Raw genomic sequence first — 19,398 nt, forward strand, 5'->3', positions numbered from 1 at the left:
ATTCGTTCCATGGCTGAGGACTTCGACGCTGCGTTCCGAGCCCTTCAGCGTGCCTGAACACCGTGTCGTCCGTCAGTCGGCCGAGCGGGTGCCCGACGGGTCGGCGTGTGCCGCCGACGAGGTCTCCTGCGGTTTGACCGCCTCCGGATGTGACTCGACCTCGGGCAGACACAACGCGGCCACCAGCGCGACCGCGGCCAGCGCGGTGACGCGGGCCAGATGACTGCTCAGACGTGGACCGAGGGCCTGCCCACCGGGACGGTTCGCCGCCGAACTCTTCGTCTGCCGTGCCATGTTCGACACCTCCATGTGCGGGTGGTCCTGCCGGGCCTGCCGGGCTGGAAGCCGTTCCCCCACTCTTACGTCCGCAGATGCCCGTCCACCTCAGCCGAACGGCCACGGTCGGCCACCTGAGGCCTGGCCGTTCGGTCGAGGGGTGGGAGGATGCGGGGACGCGGTGAGAGGGGCCAGAGGGGGGCGCGATGGGCCGGAGCGAGCGGGAGGCGGTGGCCAGAGGGAGGCGGCTGTACGAGGCGGCGCAGGCGGTGGTCGACGATCATGCGCGCGCCGTCGAGGCCGTACGCGCGGCCCTGGAGCCGATCCACGACGAGCTGGCCCGCCACGAACTGGACGCCATCCCGGTGGCCCGGCTGAGGGACCTCACCGAGGGCAGGCTGCGCCTGGGGGAGGTGGAGAAGGGCGGGTTCCGCACGGTCGGGCAGGTCCTGGACGCCGGGCCGTACCGACTGCGCCAACTGCCGGGAGTGGGCCGGCAGACGGCCGACCAGACCGTGGCCGCCGCCCGGCGCATCGCCGACGCCGTACGCGACACCATCGCCGTACACATCGACGTGGACCGGCCGGAGCCGCGCACCACCGCACTGGTCGCCGCGCTCAACGTCCTGGTGGAGGCGGGCCCCGAGGCGCGCCGGACCGTCGACGCGGCCGGCACCCTCACCAGGCGCCTCGGCCCGCCGCTCGACGACGCCGCACCGACGGCCGGACGGCTGCGCATGCTGCTCGCGGGCCGGGACAAGAGGGAACGGGCGCTGGCGGCCCTGGCCGAGGTCCGCACCCTGACCGACCAGGCGGACCAGGACGAACTGCCGCAGTCGCTCGCCCAGGCCTCCGTCGACCTGCTGCGCCGCCCGGAGTCCGACGTGGCCGCCCTGGTCGACTTCGAGCTCCGCTCCGCCGAGTACTACGGCCTGATCGCCGAGCTCTCGGGCCGCGCCCCCGACCCGGCGGCGGCCGAGGGGTTTCTGCCGGACGAGGTGGCCGAACGGGTCAGGACCCAGACCCTCGACGACACCCACCGCCGGGTCTCGCTGCGCGGCTACCAGGCCTTCGGCACCCGCTTCGCCCTCGCCCAGCGCCGGGTGATCCTCGGCGACGAGATGGGGCTCGGCAAGACGATCCAGGCCATCGCCGCGCTGGCGCACCTCGCCGGCGAGGGACAGAGCCACTTCCTGGTGGTCTGCCCGGCCAGCGTCCTCATCAACTGGACCCGGGAGATCGACAGACGCAGCGCGCTGCGCGTGACCCCGCTGCACGGCCCCGACCGGCAGGAGGCGTTCGCCGACTGGAAGGGGCGCGGCGGCGTCGGGGTCACCACCTTCGACGCGCTGCGCGGCTTCCCGGCGCCCGGTGGCGGCGAGCTGGGCATGCTCGTCGTCGACGAGGCGCACTTCGTGAAGAACCCGCAGACCCGCCGCTCGATGGTCGTCTCCGAGTGGGCGGAGCACTGCGAGCGCGTGCTGTTCCTGACCGGTACGCCGATGGAGAACCGGGTCGAGGAGTTCCGCAGCCTGGTGCGCATCCTCCGGCCCGACCTCGCCGACACCGTCGACGACCACGACGGCGTGGCGGGCTCCAAGGCGTTCCGCAAGGCGGTCGCACCGGTCTATCTGCGCCGCAACCAGCAGGACGTCCTCACCGAACTCCCCGCGCTCCAGCACACCGACGAGTGGGAGGAGCCCAGCGCCGCGGACGAGGAGGCCTACCGGGAGGCCGTGGCCGCCGGCAACTTCATGGCCATGCGCCGGGCCGCCTACGCCCGCCCCGAGCGGTCGGCGAAGCTGGACCGGCTGCGCGAGATCGCCGCGGAGGCCGCGGAGAACGGCCTCAAGGTCGTGGTGTTCTCGGCCTTCCGCGACGTTCTGCGGGCGGTGGGCGAGGCGCTGGCGGACGTCCCGGCCCGCAAGGCGACCACCGCGTCGGACGAGCCCCAGGACCGGGTCTTCGGCCCGATCTCCGGCAGCGTGCCGCCGGCCCGCCGACAGCAGCTCGTCGACGACTTCGCCGCCGCGCCCGGCCACGCGGTGCTGCTCGCGCAGATCGAGGCGGGCGGGGTGGGCCTCAACATGCAGGCCGCCTCCGTCGTCATCCTCTGCGAGCCCCAGCTCAAGCCGACCGTAGAACACCAGGCGGTCGCCCGCGCCCACCGCATGGGCCAGGTCCGCTCGGTCCGTGTGCACCGCCTGCTGTGCACGGGCGGCGTCGACGAACGGCTGGTGCGGCTGCTGGAGAACAAGTCCCGCCTGTTCGACGCGTACGCCCGCCGCAGCTCGGTCGCCGAGTCGACCCCGGACGCCGTCGACATCTCGGACCTCGGCCTGGCCCGCCTCATCGTCGAGGAGGAACAGGCCCGCCTCGGCATGACGCCGACCGAGCCCGCGACGGAACGGGAACGGGCGTGAGCGAGGCCGTCGCGAGCGACGACAACGCCGTGGGGGAGGGCACGCCAGGCCCCGCGACGACACCGGCACGGTCCGGTCCACCCACCCGACCGTCCCTGTTCACCCCCGTTCACCCCCGCCCCGTCGCCCGGCGACACGCCTCCGCATACGCCCGTACGAGAGGCCGCCGCCCGTCCTCGCGCCGCCACGCCAGCGCGTAACGGCTCGGCGATAGCCCGCCCACCGGCCGGGTCACCACACCCCCCAGGCTGATCAGCGGAGCGTTGCCGCCGGCCACCAGACACACCCCCAGCCCCGCGACCAGAGCCTCGTACGTCTCCTCGGTGCCGGCGATCTCCGCCCCGATCCGCGGCGGCCGCCCACCCCGCTCCTCCAGGGCCAGCCAGTAGTCACGCAACGGCCCCGCACTCGCGGGCAGCGCGAGGAAGGGCTCGTCCAGCAGCTCGGCGAAGTCGACCTCCGGCCGGGACGCGAGAGGGTGCCCCTCCGGAAGGGCGACCAGCCGCGCCTCCTCCGCGACCACCGTCCAGCCGTAACGGTCGGCCTCCGGCAGCGGCAGCCACACGAAGGCCACGTCGGCCGCACCGTCCGCGAGGCCAGCCGTGGGATCCTCCCAGCTCACCTGGCGCAGCCGCAGGACGGAGTCCGGATGGGCGGCCGTGAAGCGGGAGCGGATCGCCGGGAGCAGCCCACCACGCCCCGGACTGGTGCTCATGCCCACCACCAACGTCCCGCGCACCGCCGCCAGCGCTCCCACCCCCTCCGACCAGGCGTCCAGCACCCGCCGGGCATGCGGCAGCAGCGCCGCGCCCGCCTCGGTCAGCACCACGCCCCGCGCTTCGCGCCGGAACAGCTCCGCGCCCACCTGCCGCTCCAGCGCGCGCACCTGCTTGCTGAGCGCGGGCTGGGAGACGTACAGCCGTTCGGCCGCGCGGGTGAAGTGCAGTTCCTCGGCCACGGTCACGAAGTAGCGCAGGTCCCGTACATGAACGTCGATCGCCATAACCATCGGTTATCAGCATGGGTCTTGGACGGGCAACCGGCCCCGGCGGCAGGCTTGAGTCATGACAAAGGTGTGGCTGATCACAGGTGCGAGCAGCGGTTTCGGGCGGGCCATCGCGGAGGCGGCGCTGGCCGAAGGTGACGTGGTGGTGGGTGCGGTACGGCGACCCGAGGGGCTGGACGATCTCGTGGCCGCCCATCCCGACCAGATGGAGGCGCTGCGCCTGGACGTGTCCGAGACGGGCGCCGCCGAGGCCGCCGTACGGGATGTGATCGCCCGGCACGGACGTATCGACGTCCTGGTCAACAACGCGGGCCGCACCCATGTGGGGGCGTTCGAGGAGACCACCGAGCAGGAGCTGCGCGAGCTGTTCGAGGTGCATGTCTTCGGACCGGCCGCCCTCACCCGCGCCGTGCTGCCGCACCTGCGCGAGCGCCGCTCCGGGGCGATCGTGCAGATGAGCAGCATGGGCGGGCAGATGTCCTTCGCGGGCTTCTCGGCGTACAGCGGAACGAAGTTCGCGCTGGAGGGCCTGTCCGAGGGGCTCGCGGACGAGGTCGCCGAGTTCGGCATCAAGGTGCTGATCGTGGAGCCGGGCTCCTTCCGCACCTCACTGTTCGAGACCGGGCGCGCCGGAGCCAGCACGGACAGCGGCCTGTACCCCAAGGTGAGCCAGACCCGCGACTTCGTCTCCGGCGGCGACGGCACGCAACCGGGGGACCCGGCGAAGGCGGCGGCGCTGATCCTGGCAGCGCTGGAGGCCGACCGCACCCCGCTGCGGCTGCCGCTGGGCGACGACGGGGTTACGGCAGTGCTCGGTCACCTGGACCAGGTGCGCGAGGACGTCGCCGCGTGGGAGAAGAGCGCGCGGGCGACTGCTTTCGGCGACTGACGGTTACCTGGTGGCCGTGAACGCCGTCCAGGCGGTGGGGCTGATCTGGAGGGTGGGGCCGTCTTCCGCGTCGTTCTTGGAGTCGCGGATGTGGATGGCGTGGGGGCAGAGGGCGACCTCGACGCACTGGCCGCCCTCGCTGCCGCTGTAGCTCGACTTGAACCACTCAAGTGCGGTGCTCATTTATCTCCTAGCAGACGGTCGAGCAGGCTCTTTGCCTCGTGAGGAGACAGGGCCTGTGACCGCAGCATCGCATACTTGCGCGCCAGGATGGACACCTCATCCGGGTCAGAAACCCACTGGCTGCCGCGCTGGCCCTCGGTGTAGGCCAGATGCTGGTGGTCGGGCGTCTCCAGGAGGGTGAAGGAACCATCCACGCCAGCGTGCGAGGACGTACGCATCGGCAGGAACTGCAAGGACAGCCCCGGTAGTTCGGCGCACTCGCGCAGTCGGCGAAGCTGATCGCGGCGCACCTTGTCGCCGCCGATGCCGAGGTACAGCACCGGCTCCCACACGATGAAGCTCATCGTCGGCGGGCACTTGCGCTGCAAGATCTCCTGCCGCTCGATGCGAGCCGTGACCTTGGTCGCGATCTCGTCCTCGTCATACGCCGGTACGCGCTCCCGCATCACCGCGCGAGCGTACGGCTCGGTCTGGAGCAGGCCGGGGACGACCAGCGCGTCGTACCAGCACAGCGAGATCGCCTCCCGCTCATGCACCATGTACTGCTCCGCGTACAACGGGAACTGGTCGATCTCCGGCATGTTCTCGACCCCGGCTTCCAACATCCCCTTCGTGTCGCAGAGTTTGTCCACCGTCCTGGCGAGGTCGATCAGCAGCGGCCTCCTCCCTTGCTCGATCGACGCGATGGTCTCCTCGTCGGCGAGAACCGCCTTGGCGAGGGAAGCCTGGGTGTAGCCCGCCCCCTTGCGGGCGGCCTGCATCTGCTTGCCCAGCATCCGCATGGTCGACAGGTTCTTCTTCTGCGGCAGCTTCTTGGAGTTCATGCTGGCCTAACTCCCCACACGCACCCATAAGGACCCTGTGCCAGCCCGTACAAAATCCGAGTACGGGTGCACGCACTGACAAAAGCTAGTCACGCTGCGCGACATTCGTCCCGTGAATGACGCAACCGAACTCCCCTACCAGCGCGACCAGTTCTACGCCCGCGACCGCCGATCCATCCCGGCCGCCCGCAACTTGACCTCCTGGTCCCTCAAGTACTGGGGCCTGACCGACTGGGACCGTGCCGACGACGTACTCCTCTGCGTAAGCGAGTTGACCACCAACGCCCTCCTCCACGGCGTCCCACCCGGCCGCGGTTTCCTCCTTCGCGTCCGCTACGACGGCGACGTCCTCCGCGTCGAGGTCCACGACAGCGGAACCGGCGTACCCCGAACCCCCGACGACCCCGACGAAGGCGGCCGCGGTCTGGTCCTGGTCGGCGCGCTGGCCGACAAGTGGGGCGTGGGTGAGCGAACGCCCGGCAAAGTCGTCTGGGCCGAGTTCGCCGTGCGGGGCTCTTGTGCAATTCCTGTGGAGGCCTCAATCTTTCGGCTGACACACAGGAGCGGCAGAGTGAATTGACATGTGCCTGTCGACTCCGGGTGTCACCCCCACAAGCGCACCACCGATTGAGGAGGACCCCTCAGATGGCAGTGATGCGTCACACCCGACGAAGACTGGCGGTACTCAGCGCGGCGGCCACCGCGGCCCTCACCGCGAGCCTCGTCTCCGCACTCCCCGCCGCGGCCGCACCCGAGGGCCGTATCCAGTACGAGGGCGCGGCCAACGCCGTCGCCGACAGCTACATCGTGACCCTCAAGGCGGACCGGGCCCGCTCGGGCTCCAACGCGGCGCGGGCCGTCGTCGAGCGGCACGGCGCCGACATCGAGCGGACGTACCAGAAGGCCCTGAACGGCTACGCGGTCGAGGCGTCCGCGACCGAGGCGAAGCGGCTCGCCGCGGACCCGGCGGTCGCCTCCGTCGTGCAGAACCGCACCTTCAGTATCAACACGACCCAGACCAACCCGCCCTCCTGGGGCCTGGACCGCATCGACCAGCGCAACCTCCCGCGCGACAGCTCCTACACCTACCCGGACTCGGGCGGGCAGGGCGTGACCACGTACGTCATCGACACCGGCGTACGCATCACCCACAGCGACTTCGGCGGCCGCGCCTCCTACGGCTACGACGCCATCGACAACGACAACACCGCCCAGGACGGCCACGGCCACGGCACTCACGTGGCCGGCACGGTGGCCGGAAGCGCCTACGGCGTGGCCAAGAAGGCCAAGATCGTCGGCGTCCGCGTCCTCAACAACTCCGGCTCCGGTACGACCGCCCAGGTCGTCGCCGGCATCGACTGGGTCGCCCGGAACGCGGTCAAGCCGGCCGTCGCCAACATGTCCCTGGGCGGCGGCGCCGACTCCGCCCTCGACACGGCCGTACGCAACGCCATAGCCTCCGGCGTCACCTTCGCCGTCGCGGCCGGCAACGAGTCGACCAACGCCTCCACCAAGTCCCCCGCCCGCGTCACCGAGGCCATCACGGTGGGCGCGACGACATCGTCCGACGCCAAGGCCAGCTACTCCAACTACGGCTCGGTCCTCGACCTCTTCGCGCCGGGCTCGTCCATCACCTCGACCTGGAACTCCAGCGACTCGGCGACCAACACCATCTCCGGTACGTCGATGGCGAGCCCGCACGTCGCGGGCGCGGCCGCGCTGTATCTGGCCGACAACCCCACGTCGACCCCGGCCCAGGTCGCCTCGGCCCTGACGTCCGCCGCCACGACCGGCGTCGTCGGCAGCCCCGGCTCCGGTTCACCCAACCGCCTGCTGTACGTCGGCGGCGGCACGACGACCCCGCCCGGCCCCCGCTTCGAGAACACCGGTGACTACGCCATCGCCGACAACTCCACGGTCGAGTCCCCGGTGACGGTCTCCGGCGTCTCCGGCAACGCGCCCTCGGCCCTCGCCGTCGAGGTCCACATCGTCCACACGTACATCGGCGACCTCCAGGTCCAGCTGATCGCACCCGACGGCACGGCGTACACCCTCAAGTCGTACGGAACGGGCGGCAGTTCGGACAACATCGACACCACGTACTCCGTGAACGCCTCCTCGGAGGCCGCCAACGGCACGTGGAAACTACGCGTGAGCGACAACGCGAACCTGGACACCGGCCGAATCGACGCCTGGGCGCTCCAGTTCTAGTCCCACCCCGGTAACTCCCCTCGCCCTCGCGGCAGCTCGGCTCGCCGCGAGGGCGAGCTGCGTGGGGCTGGGCGGAGGGGGGTGGGCGCGCAGCCCGGCGCGACGGGGTGCCGCCTCTCTGTGGGACGGGTGCCGCCCATCAGCGCGACCCCACCCACCGGAGGCAAACAACGCATACCATTCGCCCAGTCGCACACCCGTTCCCCCGCCCGAACCAGGAGCCCGGCCCTCGTGTCCATACCTCCGCCACCCGGACCCACGCCGGGCCAGTACGCTCCCCCACCGCCGTACCCGTACCCGCCGTACACCCACCCCGCCCCCGTCAACGGCGTAGCCATCGCCGCCCTGGTCCTCGGCATCCTCTGCTTCGTGCCCGCCATCGGCCTGGCCCTGGGCCTGATCGCCCTGGCGCAGATCAAGAAGAGAGGCGAACGCGGCAAGGGCATGGCGATCGCCGGCTCCGTCCTGTCCTCCGTCGGCCTGGCCCTGTGGACACTCGCGCTGAGCACGGGCACCGCCTCCGACGCCTGGAACGGCTTCAAGGACGCCGCGAACGGCGAGGGCACCGCCTACGCGCTCGCCAAGGGCGACTGCTTCGACTCGCCGACCGGCAACCTGGAGGGCGAGGCGTACGACATCGACAAGGTGACCTGCGCCCGCCCGCACGACGGCGAGGTCTTCGCCGTCGTCACCCTGCCCGGCGGCGCCTTCCCGGGCGACGACGAGGTCACCAGAGCCGCCGACGAAAAGTGTTACGCGCTCAGGGGCGGCTACGCCATGGACGCCTGGGCCATCCCGGACGACGCCGACGTGTACTACTTCATCCCGTCCCGGCGGAGCTGGCGCTTCGGCGACCGCGAGATCACCTGCCTGTTCGGCAGCGCGAAGGAGAACGGCAAGCTCACCGGCTCGCTGCGCAAGGACCCGACGACCCTCGACCCCGACCAGACCGCGTTCCTCTCCGCGTCCAACGCCGTCGACGCGGCCCTCTACCAGGAGCCCGAGGAATACCCCGAGGAGGACCTCGCGGCCAACAAGGCCTGGGCGAAGGACGTCCACGCCGTGCTGGGCAAGCAGATACAACAACTGCGCGCGCACAACTGGGGACCGGAAACCAGGCAGCCGGTCGCCGACCTGATCAAGGAGATGAAGGCGGCCCACAAGGAGTGGTCACGCGCGTCCACCGCGAAGGACGTGGACACGTACTACGCGCACTACGACAACGGCTACGACTATGTGGACGGCCCCACGACCGTCACCGCCCGCAAGGCTCTGGGCCTGGACACCACCGCACCGACATACGGCGAAGAGCCCGAGAGCGGCGGCGAGAGCGGTGACACAGGTGAACTCGATGTGTGAGCGCGGCTATAGCGGGGAGAAAGTGCCTGCGTAAAGCCCTCCGCAGGCACAAGTCATCACATCGAGTGATTCTCTGGCCTTTGCTTGCAAGGCACAACTCATGGTTGCCACGCTGTTGCTGTCTGTACAACCTGATGGGAGCGGCCAGTGACTTTCGGTGAGCAGCCGGCGTATCTGCGCGTCGCGGGCGATCTCCGCAAGAAGATCGTCGACGGCTCGCTCCCCCCGCACACCCGCCTCCCGTCCCAGGCGAGGATCCGCGAGGAGTACGGCGTCTCGGACACCGTCGCGCTGGAGGCCCGCAAGGTGCTGATGGCGGAGGGCCTGGTCGAGGGCCGCTCCGGCTCCGGGACCTACGTCCGTGAGCGCCCCGTACCCCGCAGGATCTCCCGCTCCGGCTTCCGCCCGCCGAGCGGCGCCACGCCCTTCCGCCAGGAGCAGGCCAACGGCGAGACACGCGGCACCTGGGAGTCCAGCAGCGAGCAGGCCGAGGCCGGCGGCGCCATCGCCGAGCGGCTCGGCATCCGGCCCGGCGAGCGCGTGATGTGCACGCGGTACCTCTTCCGGGAGGCCGGCGAGGCGATGATGCTGTCCACCTCCTGGGAACCCCTGGCCCTCACCGGCCGCACCCCCGTGATGCTGCCCGAGGAGGGCCCGCTGGGCGGCATGGGGGTCGTCGAGCGCATGGCGGCCATCGACGTCGTCGTGGACAACGTCACGGAGGAGGTGGGCGCCCGCCCCGGCCTGGCGGAGGAACTGCTGGCGCTCGGCGGCGTGCCCGGCCATGTGGTCCTGGTCATCCAGCGCACGTACTACGCGTCGGGCCGCCCGGTGGAAACGGCGGACGTGGTGATCCCCGCGGACCGCTACCGCGTCGCTTACCACCTCCCGGTGAAGTAGCGCACTCGTAGGTGAGGTAGCGCACACCTCACGGCAGTTGCCCCCGGCAGAATCACAACTCCCGCCTCTTTCAGCGCCGTTGGAATCTGGCCGTTTTCGCAGGTCGACGCGGGCGTGCGCAGTATGCCTGTGACCGGATGCATCGACCTCTGCGCACGGCGCACTTGATGCCGTGCGCCCCCTGGGACTTGGCTGGTTGCGTACCTCTTTGTGAAAAGCCGTATTCGCTGCGTAAAGGTTAGGCGTAGGCTCGGGCATATGCGGAGTGCGGTTTCCTTAGCCAGCAGCCGGTCGTGGGCGGGAAGGAGCGGTGGGGGGCGATGAACGACAGCACGATCACTCTGCCCTGGCTCGTCGTGCGGCAGGACGACAACGGCAATCGCTACCGGGTGGGGCGCTATGCGACACGGGCCGAGGCCCAGAAGATCGCGGACAGCCTCGACGACCGGGGGCACCAGCAGCTGTACTGGGTCGAACGGATCGCGCAGAACGGGAGCGGCGCGGACAACTGACCCTCCCTGCGCTCCCGTAGGCTCCGGCGCATGACGGAACGGATCGTGGTCGGCGCCGCGTTGCTGGACTCAGGGCGCCTGCTCGCCGCGCGCCGCAGCGCGCCGGTGGAGCTGGCCGGGCGCTGGGAGCTGCCCGGGGGCAAGGTCGAGCCCGGCGAGACGCCCGACGCGGCGCTCGTGCGTGAGCTGCGGGAGGAACTCGGCGTGGACGCCGAGGTGGTCGAGCGCGTGCCGGGGGCGTGGCCGCTGAGAGCCCCGTACGTCCTGCATGTGTGGACCGCGCGGCTCGTCCCCGGAACGGGCGGGCCCAAGCCCCTCCAGGACCATGACGCGCTGCGCTGGCTGGGCCCCGGCGAGCTGTGGGACGTGGACTGGCTGGACCAGGACGTGCCGGCGGTCCGAGAGGTGGCGGCGCGGCTGCGACCGCGGGACTGATGCGAAGCGCGCCGGCGCGCACCGGCCCGCGCCTCCCCGGCGGACTCCCACCCCATACCTGCCGCACGCCGACCCCCCACCCTTCCCACACCTTCCACGCGGTACCGCCCCCCGAATATCGGGTATGTGCTCATTAACCCCGCGAAACCGGACATGGGCGAACCTGCTGGCCTGGGAAGTGATCGGCGTGATCGACACCGAAGACGACCGCGCCGACTGGAGCTTTCCCGCGGAGCCGGGTGCCGTGCGCGCGGCCCGTGCCGCCGTTCGGGGCAGGCTGTGCGACTGGGGGCTGGCCAGCCTCGCCGATATCGCGGCCCTGCTGGTCAGCGAACTGGTGACCAACTCCCTGCGGCATGCCACCGGCCCCATCGGCGTATGCCTGGTACGCCCCGCGCGCATCGGTGACGTCCTCCTCGTCGAGGTCTCCGACCCGCTCCCGGACCCGCCCCGCGAACGCGTCCCCCACCTGGAGGACGAGAGCGGCCGCGGACTCCAGCTCGTGGCGCACTCCTCGCGCCGCTGGGGGACCAGGCCGGGCCGCGACACCGGCAAGACGGTGTGGTTCGAACTCGCGGTGCCGGACTGACTCCTGTACGGCGACCCCCGCCCTGTCGAACGGATGGTTCAGGCCAGTGGCGGTTGTGCAACCGCGTGATTCGACTGCGTGTCCGCTGGTTAGAAGTCTGGGAGTGTTTCCGCAGCCGGGACCGAAAACCATCGGGAACGTGCTGTGATCGTGAACACCGTGTTGTGCGGAGCCGTAGTGCTGGATACTGCGGGCAGCCGCCGCCGGTGACCGGTGCCGGGCGCGGTGAGCTGGAGGGGACGGTTCGCGTGAGCGAGATACCAGCGAAGGCCACGGAGTCCGAGGACCCGTCGGACGGCGCGAGGACGAGGACCGCGGGGGAGCGGGCCGACGACACACAGGCCGCGCAAGTCTCACAGACCTCTCAGGACACAGGAGCCTCAGCCTCTCAGGGCGCAGAAACCCCTCAGGGCGCACAAGGCCCCATCCCGTTCGACGAGCCCCGCCCCGGCGACCCCGTCTGGCAGAGCAGCCCGCCCGGCTCCATCTACGACTACATCAAGGTCGCGTCCTTCTCCATCGGCCCCGACGGCCTGGTCGACCAGTGGAGCCTGCGCGCCGAGCAGCTCTTCGGCATCCCGGCCGAGCGCGCCGTCGGCATGGACCCCATCGAGGCGTTCGTCGACCCGGACCTGCGCGAGCACGGCCAGCGCAAGATGGCGGAGATCCTCGACGGGCGGGAGTGGACCGGCGTGGTCCCCTTCCGGACGCCGCAGGATGCCGCGGGGCGGCCCGGTCCGGAGGGGCTCGCCGAGGTGTACGTCATGCCGACGCGCACCGAGGACGGCGAGAAGGCCGCCGTGTGCATCGTCGTGGACGTGCGCACGCTGCGCCGGATGGAGACCGACCTCGCCGCCTCGCAGTCCATTTTCGGTCAATCTCCCTTCGGCTTCCTGCTGATCGACCCCGATCTGCGGGTGCGGCGCGCCAACCAGCGGTTCGCCTCGCTGTTCGGCGGCACCCCCGACGACCATCGCGGCAAGAACGTCCACGACTATCTGGCGCGACCCGAGGCCGAACGGGTCGCCGCCACCCTGCGGCGCGTCCTGGAGAGCGGCGACTCCATCACGGACATGCATGTGACCGGTTTTCTGCCGGGCTCCGACGAGCGCCGCCACTGGTCCGTCAACCTCTACCGGGTGCACAGCGGCAGCGGCCGCGTCATCGGCATCGCCTGGCTCGGAATCGACATCACCGCCCGCCGCGCGGCCGCCCGCGAGGCCGCCGCCGCCCGGCGCAATCTCGCCCTGCTGAACGAGGCCGGTGCCCGGATCGGCAACTCCCTGGACCTGGAGACCACGGCCCGCGAACTCCTCGACGTCGTCGTCCCCGGCTTCTGCGACCTGGCCACGGTCGACCTCTACCAGGGCCTGCTGGCCGGCGACGAGACCCCGCCCGGCCTCGCCGACGGCAGCGCGGAGCTGCGCCGGGTCGCCTTCGCCAGCGCGGTCTCCGACGCACCCTTCATCGGCTCCGGTCCCCCCGTCGCGGTCGGCGCCGTCCACCACTACCCCTTCAACTCGCCCGGCGCGGACGCCCTGCGCACCGCCCGGCCGCAGCATGTGCCCGGCGAGGAGGGCGGCCTCGTGCAGTCCACGCTCGCCGTGCCGATGGTCGCCCACGACACGGTCGTAGGACTGGCGCAGTTCGCCCGGACCAAGGGCAGCGAGCCGTTCGGGGAACGGGACCGGGACCTGGCGGTCGAACTCGCCGCGCGGGCGGCGGTCTGCATCGACAACGCCCGCCTCTACCGCCGCGAGCACGAGCGGGCGCTGATACTGCAACGGTCCCTGCTGCCGCCGGGGGACCCGGTCGCGTCCGGCCTCGACATCGCCTGCCGCTATCTGCCGGGCAACGCCTCGTCGGACCGGCCGAGCGAGGTGGGCGGTGACTGGTTCGACGTCATCGAACTGCCCGGTCACCGCACCGCGTTGGTCGTCGGGGACGTCATGGGCCGCGGGCTGCGCGCGGCGGTGGCGATGGGCGAACTGCGCTCCGCCGTACGCACGCTGGCGCTGCTGGACCTCGAACCGGCCGAGGTCCTCTCGGCGCTGGACGAGATCGCGCGCGGCCTCGGCGCCCCCGGCGGCGTCCAGCAGGCCACCCGCGCGGCCCGCCGGCCCCGCGAGGCGGACCTGTCCGAGGTGTACCTGGCGACGTGCGTGTACGCGGTCTACGACTCCGTCACCCGCCGCTGCACCTTCGCCAACGCCGGCCACCTCCCGCCGGTCCTGGTCGAACCCGGCGAGTCGGCGCTGATGCTCGACGTGCCGCCCGGGATGCCGCTGGGCGTCGGCGGCGAACCCTTCGAGGAGGTGGAGGTCGAACTGCCGGAGGGCGCGCTGCTGGCGCTCTACACGGATGGACTGGTCGAGTCCCGCGACCACCCCCTGGACGAGGGCCTGCAGGCCTTCGTGGGCACGCTCACGGACCCCACGCGTCCGCTGGAGGACGTCTGCGACCACGTCCTCCACACCCTCGACAGCCACCACGGCGAGGACGACATCGCGTTGCTGATGGCACGTGTCCAGGGACTGCCCGCCGAGTCGGTCGGCGACTGGACCCTGCCGCGCGAGCCGCGCAGCGTGGGCCGTGCCCGTGAGTACGCGCGCGGGCAACTGCTGTCCTGGGACCTCGAACCCCTCGTCGACACCACGGAACTCCTGGTCAGCGAACTGGTCACCAACGCACTGCGCTACGGCGAGGGCGAGATCAGACTCCGCCTGCTGCTGGACCGCACCCTGGTCTGCGAGGTCTGGGACTCCGGCCTGGTCCAGCCCCGCCGCCGCCGCGCCCGCGACACCGACGAGGGCGGCCGGGGCCTGCAACTGGTCGGCCTGCTCAGCGCGGCGTGGGGTTCGCGGCGTACGCCACGAGGGAAGACGGTGTGGTTCGAACTGCCGTTGCCCGACGGGGAGCACGGGGTGGCGGATCCGGCGGAGGCGCTGCTGAGCCTGTTCTGAAACCGGCTCAGTCGCCCGCCACCGGGTCTCCGTCTGCGCGCCGTCCCCGTGTGCGGGGCCCACCGAAGCAGGCAGGTGGGCCGCCGCCCTTCAGCCCGCCGCCCAGCAGGATGCCGCCAAGGACCGCGCCGGTGAGGCCGCTGACGTCGGGGGCGGGGGCCTCGATGGGGTGGCCGTGCACGCGGATGTCCTGCTCGGCCAGGTCGCGGGCCTCTCGGGCCAGGGTGTCGGCGGTGACGAGATCGGCGAGCCCCTGACGCGGTCCGGGCGCCGGTGACGCGAGCAGGCGCCGCGCCTCCGCCAGCCGGGTGCGGGCCTCGCCGCCCACCGCCGCCCGGTGCGTTGCGACGACGTCGTCCGCACCGGCGACGGCACCCCGCGCGCAGACCACCGCGGCGACCGGAATCACCCCGCCCCGCCCCGCGACGACCGGAGCGAGGGCCCGCACGATCCGCCGCAGCAACTCGAGGGGGTCATACGGCCGCCCCGAGACCAGCTCTTCGCGCACACCGGCCAGCACGATGTCGGCACGGACGACGCGGGCGCGCAGCTCGCCGGGTGGGATGTCGGCGTACGGCGATCCTGGCTCTTCGCGTATGTCGGCCGGGGGCGTGTCGGCGCGGTCGGATCGGGCGCGTGGCTCGCCGGGTGGGATGTTGGGGTACGGCGATTCTGGTTCTTCGCGTACGTCGGCCGGGGGCGTGTCGGCGCGGACCGGCCGTGCCCGTACCTTGCCGGGTGGGATGTCGGGGTACGGCGATCCCGGCTCTTCGCGTACGTCGGCCGGGGGCATGTCGGCGCGGACGGCCCGGGCCCGCAGCTCGCCAGGCAGGGCGTCCGCGTACGGCGATCCCGGCTTCACCAGGGATTCCCGTGCCCCGGCGATCTCCACCTCGCCGCCCGTCAGCGCGGCCGGAACCATCGCCGTGGCCCTCGCGAGGTCACCGGCGAGGCGTTCGATGCCGTCGATGAAGGTGGCGGCCTGGGCGATGGCGCCCTCGGCGGCGCGCAGCCGGGCGGCGGCCCGGTCGTTCTCGCCCAGGTCGGCCGACTGGCGGGCGTGGTTGAGGCGGGTCGTGGCGAACACCAGGCGGTCCTTGGCCTGCTCGGCGTGACCCGTGACGGCGGCGGTCGCGGAGGTGCCGTACCGCCGGCCGAGATCGGCGAGGGTCGTACCGGCGGCCCCGGCCCGCCCGGTCAGCTCCCGGAAGCGGCCCTCGGCGACGACCAGGGCCTGCCCCAGCCCGTCGCCCAGCCCCGCCTCCAGGCCCCGTACCTGATCGAACGCGGCGGCCTGTCCGTCCAGCAGCCGCCCCACCTCCTCGCACCGGCCGACGATCCCCGCCAGCGCATGCCGCCGGGCCGCGGCCTCCCGCGGAACCCCGCCCTCGTACTGCCACCGCATCCGGAACGCGACCGCCAACTCGGCCCGGGCGCTCCGCAGAGCCCGAGCGAAGGGCTCGACCCGCTCGACGTCCCCCGCCCCGAACCGCTCCGCGACGAACCCCAGCTCCTCCGCACTGACCCGCACCCAGTCGTCGGCGTCCACGAGCGCCGCCCGCGCCCGCTCGTCCAGCTCCCCGAGGGGCGGCTCGGCGACCGGCCCCGGCGCCCCACCGGGAGTCGTACGCCCCCGGGCCCGCCGTCTGCGCCGCAGGAACCCGAATCCCGCGAGCGCCACCGCCGTGACCAGAGCCGCCACCGGCATGACGAAGTCGACGACGGAGCTTGTGCCGTTCGCCGCGACCGTCATCCCGGGCAGCACCAGCCACGCCACCCCGACCAGCCCGCCCACCGGCGCCTGCACCACCCGCACCGATATCTGCGGGCGCGCGGGCCGCGCCCGGACCCGGCTCAAGGACGACGTCACATTTCGGAGCGTATGAGCATCAAAGCCGCCACGCGACCGGGATGCGCCCGGCCCGGCCGCTCGGGCCGACGCAAACCACATGCGAGCGCCCCGCCGCCGCACAGCACACGCGGGCGACCACCCCGGCCTGCGACGGCGCGCCTCCCCCGCGACATCGTCGAGGAGATCGCCGTACGGGAACCCCGGGCGGCGGCCGTCCTGAGCACAACCTCGAGCGGGCTCTCAGCTTCCCGCGGACCGCCTCCTGATCTTCGAGCCCAGCCACACCAACGGGTCGTACTTGCGATCCACGGCCCGTTCCTTCAAGGGGATCAGGGCGTTGTCCGTGATCTTGATGCCCTCGGGGCAGACCTCCGTGCAGCACTTGGTGATGTTGCAGTAGCCGAGGCCGTGTTCGTCCTGGGCGGTGCTCTTGCGGTCCAGGCCCGTGTCGGCGGCGGCGTCCAGCGGGTGCATGTCGAGTTCCGCGACCCGCATCAGGAAGCGCGGGCCCGCGAACGCCGGCTTGTTCTCCTCGTGGTCACGGACCACATGGCAGGTGTCCTGGCACAGGAAGCACTCGATGCACTTGCGGAACTCCTGCGAGCGGTCCACGTCCTCCTGCATCATGCGGTACTCGCCGAGGCCCAGGCCGGAAGGCGGTACGAAGGAGGGGACCTCACGGGCCTTCGTGTAGTTGAAGCCGACGTCCGTGACCAGGTCCCGGACGACCGGGAACGCCCGCAGCGGGGTGACGGTGATCGTCTCCTCCCGGGTGAACACCGACATCCGGGTCATGCACATCAGCCGCGGCCGCCCGTTGATCTCGGCGGAACACGAACCGCACTTGCCCGCCTTGCAGTTCCAGCGGACGGCCAGGTCAGGGGCCTGCGTGGCCTGGAGGCGGTGGATGATGTCCAGGACCACCTCGCCCTCGTTCACCTCGACCTTGAAGTCCTCCAGGCCCCCGCCCTGGACATCGCCCCGCCACACCTTGAAGCGGGCCTCGTAGCTGCTCACTGGTAGAGCTCCTCCTCGGCGAGGTACTTGACCAGCTCCTCCTTGTCGAACAGAGCCAGCAGGTCCTGGCGGACGGGTTCGGTGGTCTCCCGTACGAGATTGATCTGGCCGCGCTCCGGGTCGGTGGCCGCGAGGCCGCCCGTCGGGTCGGCGAGATGGCACAGCAGATTGATGTTGCGCCACTTGCGGTCCATCGTCGGATGGTCCTCGCGGGTGTGGCCGCCGCGCGACTCGGTGCGCTCCAGCGCCGCCCGCGCCACGCACTCGCTGACCAGCAGCATGTTGCGCAGGTCGAGCGCGAGGTGCCAGCCCGGGTTGAACTGGCGGTGGCCCTCGACGCCGGCCCTTCGCGCCCGTACCCGCAGGTCCGCGAGTTTCTCCAGCGCCCGCTCCATCTCGGCCTCCCGGCGGATGATGCCGACCAGGTCGTTCATGGCCTGCTGGAGCTCCTGGTGGAGGGTGTACGGGTTCTCCGGCGGGCGCCCGTCGTCCGCGCCCCCGGACGGTCCCTCCGCCGAGAACGGCCGCAGCGCCTCCGCGGCCGCCGTGTCGACCTGCACATCGCTGACCTCGGGGCGCTCGAAGGCCTGCGCCGCCGCGTACTCGGCGGCGTGCCAGCCCGCGCGGCGGCCGAACACCAGCAGGTCGGAGAGCGAGTTTCCGCCGAGCCGGTTGGAGCCGTGCATGCCGCCGGCCACCTCACCGGCCGCGTACAGGCCCGGCACGCCCCGCGCCGCCGCCGTGTCCGACTCGACCGCGATGCCGCCCATGACGTAGTGGCAGGTCGGGCCGACCTCCATCGCCTCCGCGGTGATGTCCACGTCCGCCAGCTCCTTGAACTGGTGGTACATGGAGGGCAGGCGACGGCGGATGACCTCCGCCGGCATCCGGGTGGACACGTCCAGGAAGACCCCGCCGTGCGGGGAGCCCCGGCCCGCCTTCACCTCGGCGTTGATCGCGCGCGCCACCTCGTCGCGCGGGAGCAGCTCAGGGGGCCGCCGGTTGTTGTCCGGGTCGTCGTACCAGCGGTCGCCCTCCTCCTCCGACTGGGCGTACTTCTCCTTGAAGACGTCGGGGATGTAGTCGAACATGAACCGCTTGCCCTCGGAGTTGCGCAGCACCCCGCCGTCGCCGCGCACCGACTCCGTGACCAGGATCCCCTTCACCGACGGCGGCCAGACCATGCCCGTCGGGTGGAACTGCACGAACTCCATGTTGAGCAGGGGCGCCCCGGCGAGCAGGGCCAGCGCGTGGCCGTCGCCCGTGTACTCCCACGAGTTCGAGGTCACCTTGAACGACTTGCCGATACCGCCCGTCGCGATGACGACGGCGGGAGCCTCCAGGACGAAGAAGCGGCCGGTCTCACGGTCGTACGCGAAGACCCCGGAGACCCGATTGCCGTCTTTGAGGACCCTGGTGACCGTGCACTCCTGGTAGACCTTCAGCCGGGACTCGTAGTCCCCGGTCTCCTTTTTGTCCTGCTGCTGCAGCGAGACGATCTTCTGCTGAAGGGTGCGGATCAGCTCCAGGCCGGTGCGGTCGCCGACGTGCGCCAGGCGCGGGTACTCGTGGCCGCCGAAGTTGCGCTGGGAGATCTTGCCGTCCTTCGTGCGGTCGAAGAGCGCGCCCCAGGTCTCCAGCTCCCACACCCGGTCCGGTGCCTCGCGCGCGTGCAGCTCGGACATCCGCCACTGGTTGAGGAACTTGCCGCCGCGCATGGTGTCGCGGAAGTGGACCTGCCAGTTGTCGTTCTCGTTGACGTTGGCCATGGCGGCCGCGATGCCGCCCTCGGCCATCACCGTGTGCGCCTTGCCGAACAGCGACTTGCAGATCACCGCCGTACGGGCGCCTCGCTCGCGCGCCTCGATCGCCGCACGGAGGCCCGCGCCCCCGGCGCCGACCACGACGACGTCCCACTCCTGCCGTTCGACCACGGACATTGTTTTCAGTCCCCACCCA

General features: G+C 71.6%; 17 protein-coding genes. 10 read left to right on the forward strand and 7 right to left on the reverse strand.

The annotated features are described in order from the left end of the window. Positions 1-72 precede the first annotated feature (72 nt). Positions 73-294, reverse strand: a complete 222-nt coding sequence (locus ACP4J3_RS01915) for a hypothetical protein (RefSeq protein WP_426529602.1) — start codon at positions 292-294, stop codon at positions 73-75. 188 nt (positions 295-482) lie between these two features. Here ACP4J3_RS01915 and ACP4J3_RS01920 point away from each other — a divergent pair, with 188 nt between their 5' ends. Further along, positions 483-2,699: a DEAD/DEAH box helicase gene (locus ACP4J3_RS01920; protein WP_426529604.1), complete on the forward strand. Its 2,217-nt coding sequence runs from the start codon at positions 483-485 to the stop codon at positions 2,697-2,699. 109 nt (positions 2,700-2,808) lie between these two features. Here ACP4J3_RS01920 and ACP4J3_RS01925 read toward each other — a convergent pair whose 3' ends face one another. Then, the gene (locus ACP4J3_RS01925) at positions 2,809-3,708 is read right to left on the reverse strand and encodes a LysR family transcriptional regulator (protein WP_426529606.1); all 900 of its coding nucleotides are present in this window, start codon (positions 3,706-3,708) and stop codon (positions 2,809-2,811) included. 55 nt (positions 3,709-3,763) lie between these two features. Here ACP4J3_RS01925 and ACP4J3_RS01930 point away from each other — a divergent pair, with 55 nt between their 5' ends. Beyond that, a complete protein-coding gene (locus tag ACP4J3_RS01930) occupies positions 3,764-4,594 on the forward strand; it encodes an oxidoreductase (protein WP_426529608.1) in 831 nt (276 codons plus the stop codon). A 3-nt stretch (positions 4,595-4,597) separates the two neighbouring features. Here the strand turns inward: ACP4J3_RS01930 and ACP4J3_RS01935 are convergent, their stop codons facing one another. Both ACP4J3_RS01935 and ACP4J3_RS01940 read right to left on the reverse strand, forming a co-directional pair. Next, positions 4,598-4,777, reverse strand: coding sequence for a DUF397 domain-containing protein (locus ACP4J3_RS01935; RefSeq protein ID WP_426529610.1), 180 nt, complete (start codon positions 4,775-4,777; stop codon positions 4,598-4,600). Further along, on the reverse strand, positions 4,774-5,601 hold the full coding sequence (locus ACP4J3_RS01940) for a helix-turn-helix domain-containing protein (protein WP_426529612.1): 828 nt from the start codon (positions 5,599-5,601) through the stop codon (positions 4,774-4,776). The genes ACP4J3_RS01935 and ACP4J3_RS01940 overlap by 4 nt, the downstream gene beginning before the upstream one ends. 112 nt (positions 5,602-5,713) lie before the next feature. On the opposite strand from ACP4J3_RS01940, the gene ACP4J3_RS01945 reads away from it, so the two are divergent. The 8 genes from ACP4J3_RS01945 (at position 5,714) to ACP4J3_RS01980 (ending at position 14,570) form a co-directional block, all read left to right on the forward strand. Further along, the gene (locus ACP4J3_RS01945) at positions 5,714-6,181 is read left to right on the forward strand and encodes an ATP-binding protein (protein WP_426529614.1); all 468 of its coding nucleotides are present in this window, start codon (positions 5,714-5,716) and stop codon (positions 6,179-6,181) included. A 65-nt stretch (positions 6,182-6,246) separates the two neighbouring features. Beyond that, positions 6,247-7,812 (forward strand): S8 family peptidase, encoded by a 1,566-nt coding sequence (locus ACP4J3_RS01950; protein ID WP_426529616.1) that lies wholly within the window; start codon positions 6,247-6,249, stop codon positions 7,810-7,812. Between the two features lie 231 nt (positions 7,813-8,043). Continuing rightward, on the forward strand, positions 8,044-9,171 hold the full coding sequence (locus ACP4J3_RS01955; RefSeq protein ID WP_426529618.1) for a DUF4190 domain-containing protein: 1,128 nt from the start codon (positions 8,044-8,046) through the stop codon (positions 9,169-9,171). Positions 9,172-9,318: 147 nt separating this feature from the next. Next, positions 9,319-10,071, forward strand: coding sequence for a GntR family transcriptional regulator (locus ACP4J3_RS01960; RefSeq protein ID WP_426529620.1), 753 nt, complete (start codon positions 9,319-9,321; stop codon positions 10,069-10,071). 320 nt (positions 10,072-10,391) lie between these two features. Further along, positions 10,392-10,583: an SPOR domain-containing protein gene (locus ACP4J3_RS01965; protein WP_426529622.1), complete on the forward strand. Its 192-nt coding sequence runs from the start codon at positions 10,392-10,394 to the stop codon at positions 10,581-10,583. Positions 10,584-10,613: 30 nt separating this feature from the next. Beyond that, positions 10,614-11,018 carry a (deoxy)nucleoside triphosphate pyrophosphohydrolase gene (locus ACP4J3_RS01970; RefSeq protein ID WP_426529624.1) on the forward strand — a complete coding sequence of 135 codons (405 nt, stop codon included), beginning with the start codon at positions 10,614-10,616 and terminating at the stop codon, positions 11,016-11,018. A gap of 124 nt (positions 11,019-11,142) precedes the next feature. Further along, positions 11,143-11,607: an ATP-binding protein gene (locus ACP4J3_RS01975; RefSeq protein ID WP_426529626.1), complete on the forward strand. Its 465-nt coding sequence runs from the start codon at positions 11,143-11,145 to the stop codon at positions 11,605-11,607. A gap of 248 nt (positions 11,608-11,855) precedes the next feature. After that, positions 11,856-14,570 (forward strand): SpoIIE family protein phosphatase, encoded by a 2,715-nt coding sequence (locus ACP4J3_RS01980; RefSeq protein WP_426529628.1) that lies wholly within the window; start codon positions 11,856-11,858, stop codon positions 14,568-14,570. Positions 14,571-14,577: 7 nt separating this feature from the next. Here ACP4J3_RS01980 and ACP4J3_RS01985 read toward each other — a convergent pair whose 3' ends face one another. The 3 genes from ACP4J3_RS01985 to ACP4J3_RS01995 all read right to left on the reverse strand — a co-directional run bounded on the left by ACP4J3_RS01985 (position 14,578) and on the right by ACP4J3_RS01995 (position 19,379). After that, the gene (locus tag ACP4J3_RS01985) at positions 14,578-16,440 is read right to left on the reverse strand and encodes a hypothetical protein (protein WP_426529630.1); all 1,863 of its coding nucleotides are present in this window, start codon (positions 16,438-16,440) and stop codon (positions 14,578-14,580) included. Positions 16,441-16,662: 222 nt separating this feature from the next. Then, positions 16,663-17,439 (reverse strand): succinate dehydrogenase/fumarate reductase iron-sulfur subunit, encoded by a 777-nt coding sequence (locus ACP4J3_RS01990; protein ID WP_426529632.1) that lies wholly within the window; start codon positions 17,437-17,439, stop codon positions 16,663-16,665. Beyond that, positions 17,436-19,379: a fumarate reductase/succinate dehydrogenase flavoprotein subunit gene (locus ACP4J3_RS01995; protein WP_426529634.1), complete on the reverse strand. Its 1,944-nt coding sequence runs from the start codon at positions 19,377-19,379 to the stop codon at positions 17,436-17,438. The genes ACP4J3_RS01990 and ACP4J3_RS01995 overlap by 4 nt, the downstream gene beginning before the upstream one ends. Positions 19,380-19,398: the final 19 nt, after the last annotated feature.

This window comes from Streptomyces sp. UG1 (assembly GCF_049974585.1).
Lineage (GTDB): Bacteria > Actinomycetota > Actinomycetes > Streptomycetales > Streptomycetaceae > Streptomyces.

Excerpts from the sequence above, each read along its gene's own strand:
- ACP4J3_RS01915 (WP_426529602.1), bottom strand. The coding sequence starts at position 294 with ATGGCACGGCAGACGAAGAGTTCGGCGGCGAACCGTCCCGGTGGGCAG.
- ACP4J3_RS01920 (WP_426529604.1), top strand. The coding sequence starts at position 483 with ATGGGCCGGAGCGAGCGGGAGGCGGTGGCCAGAGGGAGGCGGCTGTAC.
- ACP4J3_RS01925 (WP_426529606.1), bottom strand. The coding sequence starts at position 3,708 with ATGGTTATGGCGATCGACGTTCATGTACGGGACCTGCGCTACTTCGTG.
- ACP4J3_RS01930 (WP_426529608.1), top strand. The coding sequence starts at position 3,764 with ATGACAAAGGTGTGGCTGATCACAGGTGCGAGCAGCGGTTTCGGGCGG.
- ACP4J3_RS01935 (WP_426529610.1), bottom strand. The coding sequence starts at position 4,777 with ATGAGCACCGCACTTGAGTGGTTCAAGTCGAGCTACAGCGGCAGCGAG.
- ACP4J3_RS01940 (WP_426529612.1), bottom strand. The coding sequence starts at position 5,601 with ATGAACTCCAAGAAGCTGCCGCAGAAGAAGAACCTGTCGACCATGCGG.
- ACP4J3_RS01950 (WP_426529616.1), top strand. The coding sequence starts at position 6,247 with ATGGCAGTGATGCGTCACACCCGACGAAGACTGGCGGTACTCAGCGCG.
- ACP4J3_RS01965 (WP_426529622.1), top strand. The coding sequence starts at position 10,392 with ATGAACGACAGCACGATCACTCTGCCCTGGCTCGTCGTGCGGCAGGAC.
- ACP4J3_RS01970 (WP_426529624.1), top strand. The coding sequence starts at position 10,614 with ATGACGGAACGGATCGTGGTCGGCGCCGCGTTGCTGGACTCAGGGCGC.
- ACP4J3_RS01975 (WP_426529626.1), top strand. The coding sequence starts at position 11,143 with ATGTGCTCATTAACCCCGCGAAACCGGACATGGGCGAACCTGCTGGCC.
- ACP4J3_RS01995 (WP_426529634.1), bottom strand. The coding sequence starts at position 19,379 with ATGTCCGTGGTCGAACGGCAGGAGTGGGACGTCGTCGTGGTCGGCGCC.